This window comes from Micromonospora sp. CPCC 205739, from assembly GCF_036906795.1.
GTDB lineage: Bacteria > Actinomycetota > Actinomycetes > Mycobacteriales > Micromonosporaceae > Micromonospora.
Map to the genome: position 1 here is coordinate 296,030 of NZ_JBAKHS010000003.1, position 13,598 is coordinate 309,627.

Below are 13,598 nucleotides of genomic sequence, written 5' to 3' on the forward strand. Positions count from 1 at the left end.
GGTACGGTCGACGGCCGAAAGATGGTGCGCGAGCGCGTCGTCGGTGGGGAGGGTCGGAACTCATGCGGCTGCACGTGGGCTGTGCGATGTGGACCCACCGGTCGTGGCAGGGACGGCTGCTGGCCCACCCCCTCGCGGCCCACCTGCGGCTGCGGCACTACGCCGGCTGGTGCAACGCCGTGGAGGGGAACACCACCTTCTACGCCACGCCGGCCCGCGACACGGTCGCCTCGTGGGCGGACCAGACCGATCCCGGCTTCCGGTTCCTCCTCAAGCTCCCCAAGCTCATCACCCACGAACGCCGCCTCGCCGACGCCGACGAGGCGCTCGGCGCCTTCCTGGACGCCATCGAGCCCCTCGGCTCCCGGGTGCACGCCCTCTGGATCCAGCTGCCGGGCTCGTTCGGCCCGGGCGACGTCGCCACGCTCGCCCGCTTCCTGCACCGGCTCCCCCGGTCCCACCGGTACGCCGTGGAGGTCCGCCACCCCGCCTTCTTCGCCGACGCCGCCGCCGCGCGGCTGCTCGAAGCGGCCCTCGCCGCCGTGGCCGCCGAATGGGTTCCCTTCGACACCACCGCGTTCTTCGCCAGCCCGCCGACCAGCGACGCGGAACGGGATGCCTGGACCAAGAAGCCGCGCCTGCCGCTCCGGTCGTCGGCGTTGACCGACCGGCCGATCGTCCGGTACCTCGGCCGCGACGACACCGCACGGACGGTCGAGGGCTGGCAGCACTGGGTCGACGTGGTCGCCGGCTGGCTGCGCGAGGGGCGCTCGCCGACCTTCTTCGTCCACACCCCGGACAACGCCGACGCGCCGGTGCTCGCCCGCCGCTTCCACGACGACGTACGCGCCCGGGTGCCCGGCCTGGAGGCGCTGCCCCAGCCGCTGCCGACCGAGCCCCTGACCCTGTTCTGAGCCGGGCTCAGTCACCCGGCGACGATGTTCCCGCCGGTGGTTCGGCGGCCGGCCGTCACGTCACCGGCTTGCTCGACACGCAGTACACGTCGCCGGAGTTGGCGTCGTGCGGCAGCGCGAGCAGGTGTGCCGCCATGTCGTCCGCGGACATCCAGCGCTGGAACGTCATCGACTTGTCGTCGCCCAGCGCGACGTCGAAGCCGTCGAAGCCGAGCGCGGTCAGGCGCTCGAGACACCGATGGGCGACGCCGCGCGCGATCGTGGTGAATTCGAACGACAGGGCGGGCAGCGGGCGGCTCAGGCCGGCCAGCACCGCGTCCTCGAAACCCTCCACGTCGATCTTGGCGAAGGCCGGCACGCCGTACCGGTCCATCAGCGCGTCGACGGTGACGACCGGGACCTCGATCTCGGAGTCCCACACCTGGCCCTCCCAGCCGCCCGCACCCTCGGCCGCCCGCACGAAGTGGGAGGAGGCGGTCGACACGGTGGGGTTGGCGGAGTTGACGTGGAACCGCACGCTGCCGGCGACTGCCCCGCAGGCCGCCTCGACCAGCGTCACCTGATCGTCGCCGCCGTAGATCGCCCGCAGGGCGCGCAGGCAGAGCAGCTGCGGCTCCACGGCGACGACCCGGGCCCCGAGGCGGCGGAAGCTGCCGATGTGGTCACCCACGTGCGAGCCGATGTCGAAGACCAGATCCCCGCTGGTGACGAACCGGGAGTAGAAGGCGTCCATCCGCGCGTCGCGCTCGGGGTCGCCGTAGTAGACCTCCAGCGACCGGCGCAGGAGGGACGTGGCCGGATCTTTCCTGAGCGCCGCGATCCTGGCGGCGACCGTGTCCGTCATCTGTCTGTGGTCCAGTCCGTGAGGTGGGTGGGGGTGGGCGGAGGACCTACGGTCCGAAGGCGGTCAGGAACCGGTCCCGGAAGGTGTCCATCCGCCAGACCGGGGCCTGCGGACCGGGCTTCAGCCCGTCCTGCCAACCCCACCCGGAGATCCGGTCCAGCACCGCTCGGTCGCGGGTGATGATCGTGATCGGCACGTCGCGGCTGGCGTTCTCACCGGTGATGACCGTGGCGGGCTGGTGGTCGCCGAGGAAGATGAACACGAGGTCGTCGTCGCCGTAGGTCTCCACGTAGGAGATGAGCGTGCTCAGCGTGTACTCGATGGATTGCCGGTAGTCGGCCCGGATGCGGGTGGTGGCGCGCCGCACCTCGCCCTTCGCGCCCCCGCCGGCGGCCTGGTCGTGGAAGATCGCGCCGTCACCGACGTCCGTCCAGTCGACCATCCGCGGGACGGGCGTCCAGGGGGCATGGCTCGACACCAGCGCGATCTCCGACATCACCGCGCGGCCGTCCTGCTTCGCCTGCTCCAAGCGTCGCCAGCTGGCCAGCGTGTACTGATCGGGCATCGTGCCGAAGCTGAACTTCGGGCCCCGGTACGCGAGCTTGCCGGCGTCGTAGAACCGGTCGTAGCCGTAGAAGGACCCCTCCGGCCACGCCCTGGTGACGGCGGGCATCACGCCCACGGTCCGCCAGTCCGCCCGCCGGAAGGCGCCGCCCAGGGTCATCCGGTCGCTCGCCAGCAGGGTGCGGTGGCGCTGCTCGTTGTCGATCCAGAGCCCGGAGAGCAACGTGGCGTGGGCCAGCCAGCTGCCACCGCCGAACGTCGGCGAGGTGAGGAAGCCGCTCCGCGCGTCGAAGCCGGCCGCGCGCAGCCGGCTGGTCCCGCCGTCGAGGACCGCACCGACCTGCGGCGCGTACGCCCGGTCCTCGACCGCGTCCCGGCCGTAGCTCTCCACGAAGGCGATCACCACGTCCTTGCCGCGTAGCGCGGTCAGTAGCTGGTCGCCCGGCGTGTCCCGGAACGGGTCCGCCTCGACCACGGCGGAGAACGTCCTGCGGTCGTTGAGACGCAGGCGTACCTGGAAGCCGTGGCCGTTGGCCAGGGTGGTCGCGGACGTGTCGGCCACCGGTACGTCCGGGGCCACCCGCACGCCGAACGCGGCGCAGGCCACCCAGACGACCACCAGCGCCGCCACGACCCGGGTGGTGCCGGTGTGGTGCCGGACCACCAGGCGACTCAGCCGCAGCACCGAGAGCGTGACCAGGACGGGCAGGGCGACCGCGACCAGCGCCAGGGCGACGGCGGCGCCGATCGCGGCGGGCCGGCCGGTCGACTCGGCGAGGAACGCGAACGCGTCGTCGAGCAGCGCCCAGTCGAGCACCAGGTCGAACGCCCGGCTCAGCGATGCGGAGAACCCGAGGTCGAGCAGCTTCAGCACGCCCAGCAGGCCGAGGGCCACTCCGGCGAGCGTCGCGACCGGCCGCCTCCCCCGGGCTGGCAGGGCGAGCAGCAGGGCTACGACCAGCAGCGCCTCCAGGGGGATCCGCACGAACGCTGCCGGCGTGAACCGGCCGAAGTCGTACGGCACGGTGAGCACGAGCAGCACCAGCAGCGCGGCCAGGACGGTCGTCAGCCGGGCCCAGCCGGAGCGCTTCGTCCGGCCCTCGTCGGCGGCACCGGTGCCGTCTCCGCCCACCGCCGGGTCGTCGTCCCGCACCGCCCGCCGTCCCTGGATCGGTAGCCGACGTACCCGCGTCAAGAGCGACAACCTGGGGGTCCTTCCGGATGATCGTGGTGGAGCGGCATGCGGCGCCGACTCAGTCCCGGGCCACGGTGACCTTCGGGCGCTCGTGCCACGGCAGCCCGCCCGTCGTGCCCACGGCCAGCCCGCTGCGCGCGGAGTCGGCGCCCTGATCGGCCCGACTGCCCAGATGGGTCAGCATGCCCGAGTGCATCGGGATCTGCATCGTCCCCGGGTGAGCCGGGGTGTCCCCGCCGGCCGGGGCCCGGCGGGTCGTCCACAGCCACCTGACGTCACGGCCGAACGACTCGACGAGCAGCGCCAGCGCCACCACCAGTACGACGATCGTCAGCGGCCTGGCCAGCACGTCCGCCATCGCCACCGTCAGCAGCACGCCCTGGATCGCCGCGACGACCTTACGCCAGTAGCGCGGCGGCAACGATCCACGCATCCACGGCAGCACCCAGCTGGCGGCGACGAAGGCGTACCGCATCCCGCCGATCGCGAACACCCAGCCGCCCGCCGACGGTGCCACGTGGACGCAGAGCACCAGCACGAGGAAGGAGTCGATCTCCATGTCGAAGCGCGCGCCCAGCTCGCTGGTGGTTCCGGTCCGTCGGGCCGTGTACCCGTCCACCGCGTCGAGCGCCAGCGCCACGGCGGTGAGGGCGACCATCAGACCGATCGGTGCCGGCCGGTCGAGCGACTCCGCCGCCAGTGCCGTCACGCCGCCGACGAGGATCGCCCGGCCGAGGGTCACCCGGTCGGCCGGGCTGAGACCGCGCGCGCCCGAACGGGACATCCCCCGGTTGAGCAGGGCGCACAGGACGATCCCGTACCCCAGCCCCGCCAGCCAACCCGCCGCGCCGAGACCGACTGTTCCGGCGAGCGCCGCCAGCAGAAGGACCTGCACGATCAGTCCGATTACCGGACCAGTCCGAACCGTGGGCATCGTGCCTCCGTGACTATGAATTGCGACCCTGACCGTCAACACGAGAAATACGGCCGATCGGTTCGTTCTGGACGCAGGTCGACATGGCCGCGCTGCCCGGACCGCTCGTGCGCGAGCTGCCCCGCGCGGCCGAGCGCGAGTCAACGGGTCGGGAAGACACGCGAACTCGACGCTCGGCCGCCAGGGCTGCCCGCCGGGTGTCGTGGACTGCGGGCGTACCGGGCGCAGGTTGAGTGTCAGTCGTCGATTGCCTGGTAGACCGTGGTCCAGAAGTCGTGGATGAGCCGCGCCGAATCCGGGACGGACATCCCTACCTGGGTGAGCAGGATTCCGGTGAGCTGCTTGTCCGGGTCGGCGTAGGCCGAGGTGCCGCTTCCCCCGTCCCAGCCGAACTGGCCGACGGACGCGTAGTCGCCACGGTAGGTGCGCACCGCCATCCCGAAGCCCCAGCCGCCGTGCTGCCCTTGGCCGAACGACACATGGACGTTGTCGACGGCCATGGCGTGCCGGGCGGCCTGCTGCTCGGGCGCGAGGCGGTTGGTGGTCATCAGCTCGACGGCGGGCCGGGACAGAATCCGTTCGCTCCCGTGCATCCCGTCGTTCAGCAGCATCCGGAAGTAGGCGTGGTAGTCGTCGACGGTGGAGACCAGCCCGCCACCGCCGCCCTGGAACGCCGGAGGCTGGCTCCACCGTCCACCCGCGGCCTCGTCCCACACGATGAACTCTCCGGTCTGCGGGTCGGGGGCGTAGAGGGACGGCAGCCGGTCGATCTTGTCGGCGGGCACGTGGAAGCCGGTGTCCTTCATGCCCAGGGGATCGAAGATGCGTTCACGCAGGAACGTCTCGAACGACTGGCCCGTGACCCTGGCGACGAGGACGCCGAGCAGATCGTTGCTGATGTGGTACTGCCAGCGCTCTCCGGGCTGGTACATCAGCGGGAGCGTGCCAAGGCGGCGCATCCACTCGTCCGGCTCGGGCATCGGCTCGCTGGGCTTGGCCGACAGCCTCCCGACAGCCCGGGAGCATCACGCCGGGCGAGAATCGCTCGCCGCCGCCCGCCAAACCCGAGGTCGTGTCCACGGTCACGCCCACGTCCACCGACAGCCGGAACGGTCCCACTGCTCCCGAGCACCCCGTCGCCCCCAAGGGCACGAAAAAGGCTCCGGCCAGGTGGAGAACCACCAGGCCAGAGCCTTTTGTTGCTGGTGCGCCGCCAGGGACTCGAACCCCGAACCCGCGGATTAAGAGTCCGCTGCTCTGCCAGTTGAGCTAGCGGCGCTCGCTGACAACGGAGAGCACAATACCGAGCCGGCCACCCGGGCCGACATCGGGGTCACCACCCTCCGGGGGCAGCGGCGTCCGGGGTTGCTGATCACCTATCGGAAAACGCGACGGCAGGGCGGGTAAGCCGCCCTGCCGTCAAAACTGATCCGACAATCGAGTACGCGGCCCGTCAGTCGCCGCCGACCCCTCGTTACGACTGGGCGGCGTCACGGATGATCTTGGCCACCTGCTGAGGGTGGGAGACCATGACGACATGCGACGCACCGTCGACCGAGACGGTCTCCTTGGCGCCAGCGCGTTGTGCCATGAAGGCGTGAGTCTGCGCGGGAATGTTCTTGTCAAGGGTGCCGTAGATGAACCACGACGGTTTCGACTTCCAGGCCGGCTCCGCCTGGAGTTTGTCGTTGATCGCCGCCTCGGTGACCGGGCGCTGGGTCGCCGCCATGATCTTGGCCTTTTCTTCGGGGACGTCAGCGGCGAACTGCTTCCAGAACTTGTCCTGCCTGATGTAGAGGTCATTACCTCCGCCCGGCAACGGAGCGGGGGGCGCCAGGGCGTCCAGAAGCGTGCTGCCTGGGAACTTACCTGACAGGGTCGCCGCGCTCTCGCCCTTCTCCGGCGCGAATCCGGCTACGTAGACCAGCGCTTTGACGTTCTGGTTGCCGGTGGCGGCAGCAGTGATGACCATGCCGCCGTAGGAGTGCCCGACCAGCACGATCGGACCCTGGATCGTCTTGAGGACGCTGGCGGTGTAGTCCGCGTCGCTCTTCACGCCCCGCAAGGGGTTCGCGACCGCGACCACGGGGTAGTCGTCATCCTTCAGTTGGTCGATGACCTGGCTCCAGCTGGACGAGTCGGCGAAGGCGCCGTGCACCAGCACGACCGTTGGTTTGTCCTGCCGAACGGCCGCCTGAGCGGGATGTGCCGATGCGGGTTGAACTCCCACGGTGGATGTCAGTGCCAGTACGGCCAGCGCCACCCAGAAAAATTGTCGGAAGACGCGGGTCTGCTGCCTGCTTCTACGCATGCGACCACTCCTGGATTTCGCGCGACGGGCCGCCTCAGCCTTCACGCTTCGTGTGCGGCTGTCGCTCGCACCGTGCTGCGGCCCGGCGGGGCGACTGCCCCTCATTCACGTTACGCCCGCCAGCCTCGCTACGGGCGGTGACGACGTACGTCGGTGACGGGCGCAGCGCCACGGCAGAAGTCGTAGTAGGTGCAGTGGACGGCGCGGTCGTTGAGCGCGGTGACGAATTCGGCGACGTAGCGCAAGTCGCCGGCGCGGGCGATCATGGCGGCGACCAGCTCGTCGAGGACGTTGCCGGCGCACCGCCCGGCCTTCAGCCGTACGCCGTAGCCGTCGACCCCGCGACTGCGCCCCAGGTCGTGCGGGGGCAACGCCGAGCGCGTCCACGCTCACGGCAGTGCCACGGACGCGAAAAGGCTCCGGCCGAGTGGAGAACCACCAGGCCAGAGCCTTTACTGCTGGTGCGCCGCCAGGGACTCGAACCCCGAACCCGCGGATTAAGAGTCCGCTGCTCTGCCAGTTGAGCTAGCGGCGCTCGTTGGCAACGGAGAGAACATTAGCAGGTCCCCGAGCCGGGTTCCAATCCGATACCCGGCTCCCCTGTTCGGCCGAGCTTAACGGGCAAAAGCCCCGAAATCCCTCCGCCGGCCGCTCAGCGGGACCAGGATGGCGGCGTCGATACGGCACCATGTCGCCAGGCACGCGAGAACTGAGGTGGGAATGGGCAGGTTCACGCGGGCCGGGGCGATGGTGGGTGCCCTGGCCCTGGTGGCGTCGTTGGCACTGACCGGGTGCGGAAACGACCGGAAGAAGGGCGCCGAGTTCGTCGGCGGCGCGGCCCCGGGTACGGAGGCGCCCGCGGCGTCGCAGGACGCCGGGAGCTCGGCACCTGCCCAGAGCCTGACGGTGAGCCCGGCCGACGGGGCGAAGAACAAGCCGGTGAGCACCGAGATCAGCGCCCAACTGCCGGGCGGCGGCACGGTGTCCTCGGTCACCCTCGCCGCCGCCGACGGCAAGCAGGTCTCGGGCAGGATGCGGGTGGACGGTTCCGCCTGGGTGCCGTCGGCCCCGCTGAAGTACGGCACCCAGTACACCGCCACGGTGACCGGCACCGGCGCGGGCGGGGAGACCCGGCAGGGCACCAGCACCTTCACCACCATGGCGAAGCCGAAGTCGATGATCAGCTCCGGCCTCTACCTCTTCGACGACCGGACGTACGGCGTCGCCATGCCGGTGGTCGTCGAGTTCCACCCGGGCATCCCGAAGAAGGACCGGGCGGCGGTGCAGAAGCGGATGTTCGTCAAGACCGACCCGCCGCAGCCGGGCGCCTGGCACTGGGTCTACAACGGCACCCAGGCCTACTACCGGGCCCCGGAGTACTGGAAGCCGGGGACCACGCTCGACGTGCGGATCGCGCTGGCCGGCGTGCCGCTGAGCAACGGCCGCTACGGCAACGTCGACCGCACGGCGACCGCCAAGATCGGCCGCTCCTTCGAGATGAAGGTCGACAACGCCAGCAAGAAGATGACGGTGCTCCAGGACGGCCAGGTGGTCCGTACCCTGCCGGTCAGTTTGGGCAAGAAGAGCACGCCTTCCTCCAGCGGCACCCTGGTGGTGATGGAGAAGAAGGAGAAGACCGTCTTCGACACCATGGACGAGCCCGATCCGGACAACCAGTACCGCACCGAGATCGACTTCGCCCAGCGGCTGACCTGGGGTGGCGAGTACATCCACGCGGCTCCCTGGTCGGAGGGGGTGCAGGGCCGGCGGAACGTGTCACACGGCTGCGTCAACGTCTCGATGGCAATGGGCCGGTGGCTCTTCGAGCAGACGAAGATCGGCGACCCGGTCACCATCACGGGCACCGAACGCCGCATCGCGCCCGGCAACGGCTGGACGGCCTGGAGCCTGAGCTGGTCGGAGTTCGTCAAGGGCAGCGCCCTGCCGGTCCCGGACGGCGGCTCCGGCCCGCTGCTGTAGCACCAGTTGGTCGGGTCGGCGGTCACGCCGGCCCGACCGGCTCAGGGCGCGGCCCGCGCCGATGCCGACGTCGCGGCAGAACCGAGCAGCACTCGTGAAAGCCCCACATTTTACCGGTTTCTGCATGCCCCGATCGGCGTGTTCCTGTTCACGACCGGCAACCGACCGGCGCTTCCGCGCGTCAGTGGTAGAGGATGGGGCATCGGGGACCACGACTGTGAGGGAATCATGCGAGCTACCCACGACCGGCTGACCCGGCGTGCCGGGCGGCGCCGCGTACTGGCGGCGGGGCTCCTCGCCGCGACGCTGGCGTTCACCGCCGCCTGCACGGACTCCGGCGACGACAAGCCGTCGAGCTGGCAGGGCAGCGGCGAGAGCGCCCCGAAGGCCGCGGCCACCATCACCGAGCCCAAGGCCGACGCGAGCGACGTCCCGGCCTCCACCGGCATCACCTTCACCACGAAGGACGCCGAGGAGACCACCGTCGAGCTCAAGGACGCCGACGGCAAGGCCGTCGAGGGCGAACTTGCCGCCGACGGCAAGAGCTGGGTCCCCGCGGGCGCCCTGGAGTACGGCGAGAAGTACACCGCCACGGTCACCGCGACCGGCGACGACGGCAAGCCGGCCACCGCGACCAGCGCCTTCACCGTGATGCCCAAGCCCGACAAGCAGGTACGGATCACCAGCTTCCTCGGCGACAACCAGGTGGTCGGGGTGGGCATGCCGCTGATCGTCCGGTTCGGCCGGGCGGTGCCGGAGGACTACCGCGACGACGTCCAGCGCCGGATGACGGTCACCACCACCCCGGCGCAGGAGGGGATCTGGCACTGGGCCAGCCCCACCGAGGTCCGCTACCGCCCGAAGGAGTTCTGGAAGTCCGGCACCACCGTGTCGTACCGGGTGCAGGCCGGCGGCCTGCCGATGGGTGACGGCTGGTACGGCCGCTCCGACCTGACCGTCGACGTCAAGATCGGCCCGTCGGTGGTGATGCAGGTGGACAACAAGACCAAGCGGATGACGGTCACCAGGGACGGCAAGGTCGTCAAGACGATCCCGGTGAGCCTCGGCAAGAAGAGCACCCCCTCGTCCAGCGGGACCATGGTGGTGATCGAGAAGCTCCGCAAGACGGTCTTCGACACCCTGGAGGAGCTGGGCCCCGAGGAGGGGTACCGGACGAAGATCGACTACGCCCAGCGGCTCACCTGGGGCGGCGAGTTCATCCACGCCGCGCCCTGGTCGGAGGGGCAGCAGGGCAGCGTCAACGTCTCGCACGGCTGCGTGAACGTCTCGATGGCCAACGGCGCCTGGCTCTTCGCCAACACCCGCATCGGTGACCCGATCACGGTCAAGGGCACCGAGCGCAAGCTCCAGAACGGCAACGGCTGGACCGACTGGAACATGAGCTGGGACGAGTACGTCAAGGGCAGCGCCCTGCCGTACGAGGAGCCGGAGGCCACGCCGAGCGCCGAGGCCACCCCCGGCGGCGAGACACCCAGCGTCGACCCCACCCCCTGACCGACCCGGCAACGACGAAGGCCCCCTCCGCGAGGAGGGGGCCTTCGTGTCTGGGGTGACTGATGGGAATTGAACCCACGACAACCGGGACCACAACCCGGTGCTCTGCCAACTGAGCTACAGCCACCATGCCTTCCGCACCGGTCGCCCGGGCGGGTGCGGACTAATAATAGCCACACCCCCGCGGGCCGCGTCCAGCGGGTTGCGCACCGCCGGGCCGCCCGGGTCTACAGCTGCGCGGCGATCCCCTTGGCCGTCTCCACGTCCGGCCCCGGCAGGGGTACGAAGATGGTGCGGCGGTAGTACTCCAGCTCGCGGATGCTCTCCCGGATGTCGGCCAGCGCCCGGTGGGCGAGGCCCTTCTGCGGCTGGCCGAAGTACACCCGGGGGTACCAGCGCCGGGTCAGCTCCTTGATCGAGGACACGTCGATCATGCGGTAGTGCAGGTGGGCGTCGAGGCGGGGCATGTCCCGGGCGATGAAACCCCGGTCTGTCGCGATCGAGTTGCCGCAGAGCGGGGCGGTCCGCGGGTCCTTGACGTGGCTGGTGACGTACTCCATCACCAGGTCCTCGGCCTCGGCCAGGGTCACGGTGGAGCGCCGCACCTCCTCGGTGAGCCCGGACTTGCCGTGCATGGTGCGCACGATCTCCGGCATCGCCTCCAGTGCCGCCTCGTCGGCGTGGATGACCACGTCGACCCCCTCGCCCAGCACGTTGAGGTCGGGATCGGTGACGAGCGCGGCGACCTCGATCAGCGCGTCGCTGCCAAGATCCAGCCCGGTCATCTCACAGTCGATCCAGACGAGAAGGTCAGCCACCGGGACAGACTAGCCGCAGCCCAGGTGTCGCGCCTCGGCACCGCCGACGGGGCGGACCGCTAGGGTTTCCCCGTGCCAGCAGAACCCGCCGCGCCACCCACCGTCGCCTCCGACGACCAGGGGGGCCGAACGGTCCGCCGGGTCGTCACGGTGCTGGCGCTGGCGGCCGTGCTGCCGGCGCTCTACCTGCCCGGCATGGTGCACGACTTCTTCGACCTGAAGATCTACATGCGGGCGATGGACTGGTGGTCCTCCGGGCGCCCGCTCTACGACTACGTGCAGCCGGACCGGGTCCAGGGCGAGCTCTACTTCACCTATCCGCCGTTCAGCGCGCTGCTGCTGCGGCCGTTCGCGGTGCTCCCGCTGGGCGTGACCATCGCCGTCTTCACCGTGCTGACCGGGATCGGCGTGATCGTGACCACCCGCTGGCTGGTCCGCCCGGTCATCGAACGGCACGGGCTGCACCGGACGTTCGCCCTCACCGTGGCGGTGCTGCTGGTCTTCGCCGTGGAGAGCACCCGGGAGACGATCACCTTCGGCCAGATCAACATGCTGCTGGTGGTGCTGATCCTGGCGGACCTGCTCTTCGCCGTACCCGGGGGGCGGCGCTGGGCCGGGGTGGGCGTGGGGCTGGCGACGGCGCTCAAGCTCTTCCCGGGCATCTTCATCGCCTACCTGCTGGTGACCCGGCGGTGGCGGGCGGCGGCCGTGGCCAGCGCCACCGCCGCGGCCGCGACGCTGCTGGCCGCGGCCTTCGCCCCCCGGGACTCCTGGCGTTTCTGGACGCACGAGCTGTGGGCGACCGACCGGGTCGGGCGCACCGACTACACCGGCAACCAGTCGCTGTTCGGGCTGCTCAGCCGGATCGACGCGCCGACCAAACCGAACCAGCTGCTCTGGCTGGCCCTGGTCGCGGTCATCGCCGGGTACGGCCTGTGGCGGGCGGCCCGCGCCGTCCGGGCCGGTGACGAACTCACCGGGCTGGCCCTCACCGGGCTGGTCGGTGGCCTGGTCAGCCCGATCACCTGGACCCACCACATCTACTGGTTCATCCCGGCGGTGGTGGTGCTGGTGGACGCGGCGCTGCGCGCCGACCGGGACACCGTGGCCGGGACCCGCCGCCGACGCCGGCTGCTGGGGCTCGCGGTCGGCACCGGGTTGGTGATCATCTACGGGGTGGTGTCCTTCTACGACTGGGGCGTGGCCCCGGCGCGCACCGACAACCCTGCGGAGTTCGTGGTGCGCAACGCGTACGTGCTGCTGGCCCTGCTGTTGCTGGTGACCCTCCCGGTACGCCCCCGGACCGCACCGACCCAGGGATGAGTTGCACCAAATGGACAGATGTTCCGTCGAGCGACTTTCGCCGCTAATCTGACCACACCTACCTCGGACGTCTGTCGGGTAGCACCGATCCCCCGGTGAGGACGGCCCTCCGCGTCGGCAGCGCGGAGGGCCGCCTGCCATCTACGTCAGTCCGTGCCGGCGGACCGGGAGCTGCCGGGAACGGGATCGGCCGTCTCCTCGGGACGCTCCGGCGGCCAGGGCGGCAGGTCGGCGAGGGTGGCCGGGCGTCGGGCCGGTACCGCGCCGATGGCGGCCCGGGACCGCTCGGGCGCCCCGACCGACACCAGTTGCCGCTCCGGCTCCGGCGCGCCGCCGAGCCCGCTCAGCGAGCTGACCCCGAGCCGGCCGGCGAGCACCGGGACCTGGTCCGGCTCGACCACGAAGACCACCTCACGCGGGCGTACCGGGCGCAGCAGCACCAGCACCGCCAGCACGATCAGCAGCAGGCCGCCGGCCAGCGAACCCCAGGCCACCGGGCGGAACCAGTCGGAGCGCACCTCGGCCCGCAGGTCGAGGGCGAGGCCGGCGCCGCCGTCGGGGCGCATCACCACCAGGCTCAGCCGGCGCCCGGCGAGCTGCCCGGGGCTCCACTCGACCGCGCCGATTCCCTGGCGTACCCAGAAGGGGGCGTCGAGCGGGACGGCCGGGACCGCGCCGGCGGGCCCGGCGGTGGGCGCGGCGCCGGCGTCGGTCGACCGGACCGGCAGCGGCCCACGGGCCAGCGACATCCGCTCCACCGTGGCGTGCGGGACCGGGGCGAGCCACCGGCTGACCTCGTCGGCGGGTGCCAGGCCGATGAAGGCCGGCCCGTCCGGGGTCCGCGCGGTCAGCCGCAGCCGCGTCTGCCCGAGCCGGGTGAACGGGGCCTCCGCGCGCAGCAGCGCGTCGACGTCCGTCACCACGACCGCCCGGCCGGCGGTCCGCACCGGCTCGAAGCGGGCGCCGAAGCTGCCGTCGGTGCTCGCTTGCCGGGCGACCAGGCAGAGCCCACCACCCGCCAGCAGGGCCGGGATCCCGACGACCAACAGCAGCATTCCGACGAGCGCCCGCACGAACCGCATTCGTTCCGTCTCCTTCGGTGACCGGGTACCCGGCCGACCTTACCGACGGCACCGCCTTGATCTGCGCATATCGGCGGGGACGGACAGCCACCGGCCCGCCGGACGGGCGCCGACACCG

General features: G+C 71.1%; 10 protein-coding genes, 3 tRNA genes and 2 pseudogenes. 4 read left to right on the top strand and 11 right to left on the bottom strand.

Going from position 1 to position 13,598, the window contains the following annotated elements:
* Positions 1 to 86: 86 nt before the first annotated feature.
* Positions 87 to 914 (top strand): DUF72 domain-containing protein, encoded by an 828-nt coding sequence (locus tag V6U88_RS07495; protein ID WP_334451264.1) that lies wholly within the window; start codon positions 87 to 89, stop codon positions 912 to 914.
* Between the two features lie 55 nt (positions 915 to 969).
* Here V6U88_RS07495 and V6U88_RS07500 read toward each other — a convergent pair whose 3' ends face one another.
* From V6U88_RS07500 to V6U88_RS07535, 8 genes and pseudogenes are all read right to left on the bottom strand, one after another.
* The gene (locus tag V6U88_RS07500; protein ID WP_334451067.1) at positions 970 to 1,758 is read right to left on the bottom strand and encodes an FkbM family methyltransferase; all 789 of its coding nucleotides are present in this window, start codon (positions 1,756 to 1,758) and stop codon (positions 970 to 972) included.
* Between the two features lie 46 nt (positions 1,759 to 1,804).
* Positions 1,805 to 3,526 carry a sulfatase-like hydrolase/transferase gene (locus V6U88_RS07505; RefSeq protein WP_442934582.1) on the bottom strand — a complete coding sequence of 574 codons (1,722 nt, stop codon included), beginning with the start codon at positions 3,524 to 3,526 and terminating at the stop codon, positions 1,805 to 1,807.
* A 235-nt stretch (positions 3,527 to 3,761) separates the two neighbouring features.
* Positions 3,762 to 4,451 (bottom strand): annotated as a pseudogene (locus tag V6U88_RS07510) (CDP-alcohol phosphatidyltransferase family protein); the annotation flags it as partial.
* A 236-nt stretch (positions 4,452 to 4,687) separates the two neighbouring features.
* The gene (locus V6U88_RS07515) at positions 4,688 to 5,431 is read right to left on the bottom strand and encodes a serine hydrolase domain-containing protein (RefSeq protein ID WP_442934583.1); all 744 of its coding nucleotides are present in this window, start codon (positions 5,429 to 5,431) and stop codon (positions 4,688 to 4,690) included.
* A 223-nt stretch (positions 5,432 to 5,654) separates the two neighbouring features.
* Positions 5,655 to 5,730, bottom strand: a tRNA-Lys gene (locus tag V6U88_RS07520).
* 195 nt (positions 5,731 to 5,925) lie between these two features.
* Positions 5,926 to 6,762 carry an alpha/beta fold hydrolase gene (locus V6U88_RS07525; protein WP_334451069.1) on the bottom strand — a complete coding sequence of 279 codons (837 nt, stop codon included), beginning with the start codon at positions 6,760 to 6,762 and terminating at the stop codon, positions 5,926 to 5,928.
* 164 nt (positions 6,763 to 6,926) lie between these two features.
* Positions 6,927 to 7,061 (bottom strand): annotated as a pseudogene (locus V6U88_RS07530) (cyclophane-forming radical SAM peptide maturase AmcB); the annotation flags it as partial.
* Positions 7,062 to 7,221: 160 nt separating this feature from the next.
* Positions 7,222 to 7,297, bottom strand: a tRNA-Lys gene (locus V6U88_RS07535).
* Between the two features lie 185 nt (positions 7,298 to 7,482).
* Here V6U88_RS07535 and V6U88_RS07540 point away from each other — a divergent pair.
* Positions 7,483 to 8,742, top strand: a complete 1,260-nt coding sequence (locus V6U88_RS07540; RefSeq protein ID WP_334451070.1) for a L,D-transpeptidase — start codon at positions 7,483 to 7,485, stop codon at positions 8,740 to 8,742.
* 228 nt (positions 8,743 to 8,970) lie between these two features.
* Entirely contained in the window at positions 8,971 to 10,257 is a 1,287-nt protein-coding gene (locus V6U88_RS07545; RefSeq protein WP_334451071.1) for a L,D-transpeptidase, read from the top strand.
* Between the two features lie 51 nt (positions 10,258 to 10,308).
* Here the strand turns inward: V6U88_RS07545 and V6U88_RS07550 are convergent.
* Together V6U88_RS07550 and orn are read right to left on the bottom strand one after the other, a co-directional pair.
* Positions 10,309 to 10,384, bottom strand: a tRNA-His gene (locus tag V6U88_RS07550).
* 100 nt (positions 10,385 to 10,484) lie between these two features.
* Positions 10,485 to 11,075, bottom strand: a complete 591-nt coding sequence (gene orn, locus V6U88_RS07555; RefSeq protein ID WP_334451072.1) for an oligoribonuclease — start codon at positions 11,073 to 11,075, stop codon at positions 10,485 to 10,487.
* A 72-nt stretch (positions 11,076 to 11,147) separates the two neighbouring features.
* On the opposite strand from orn, the gene V6U88_RS07560 reads away from it, so the two are divergent.
* A complete protein-coding gene (locus V6U88_RS07560) occupies positions 11,148 to 12,398 on the top strand; it encodes a glycosyltransferase family 87 protein (protein ID WP_334451074.1) in 1,251 nt (416 codons plus the stop codon).
* Between the two features lie 146 nt (positions 12,399 to 12,544).
* Here the strand turns inward: V6U88_RS07560 and V6U88_RS30245 are convergent, their stop codons facing one another.
* Positions 12,545 to 13,480, bottom strand: coding sequence for a hypothetical protein (locus V6U88_RS30245; protein WP_442934584.1), 936 nt, complete (start codon positions 13,478 to 13,480; stop codon positions 12,545 to 12,547).
* Between the last annotated feature and the right edge of the window lie 118 nt (positions 13,481 to 13,598).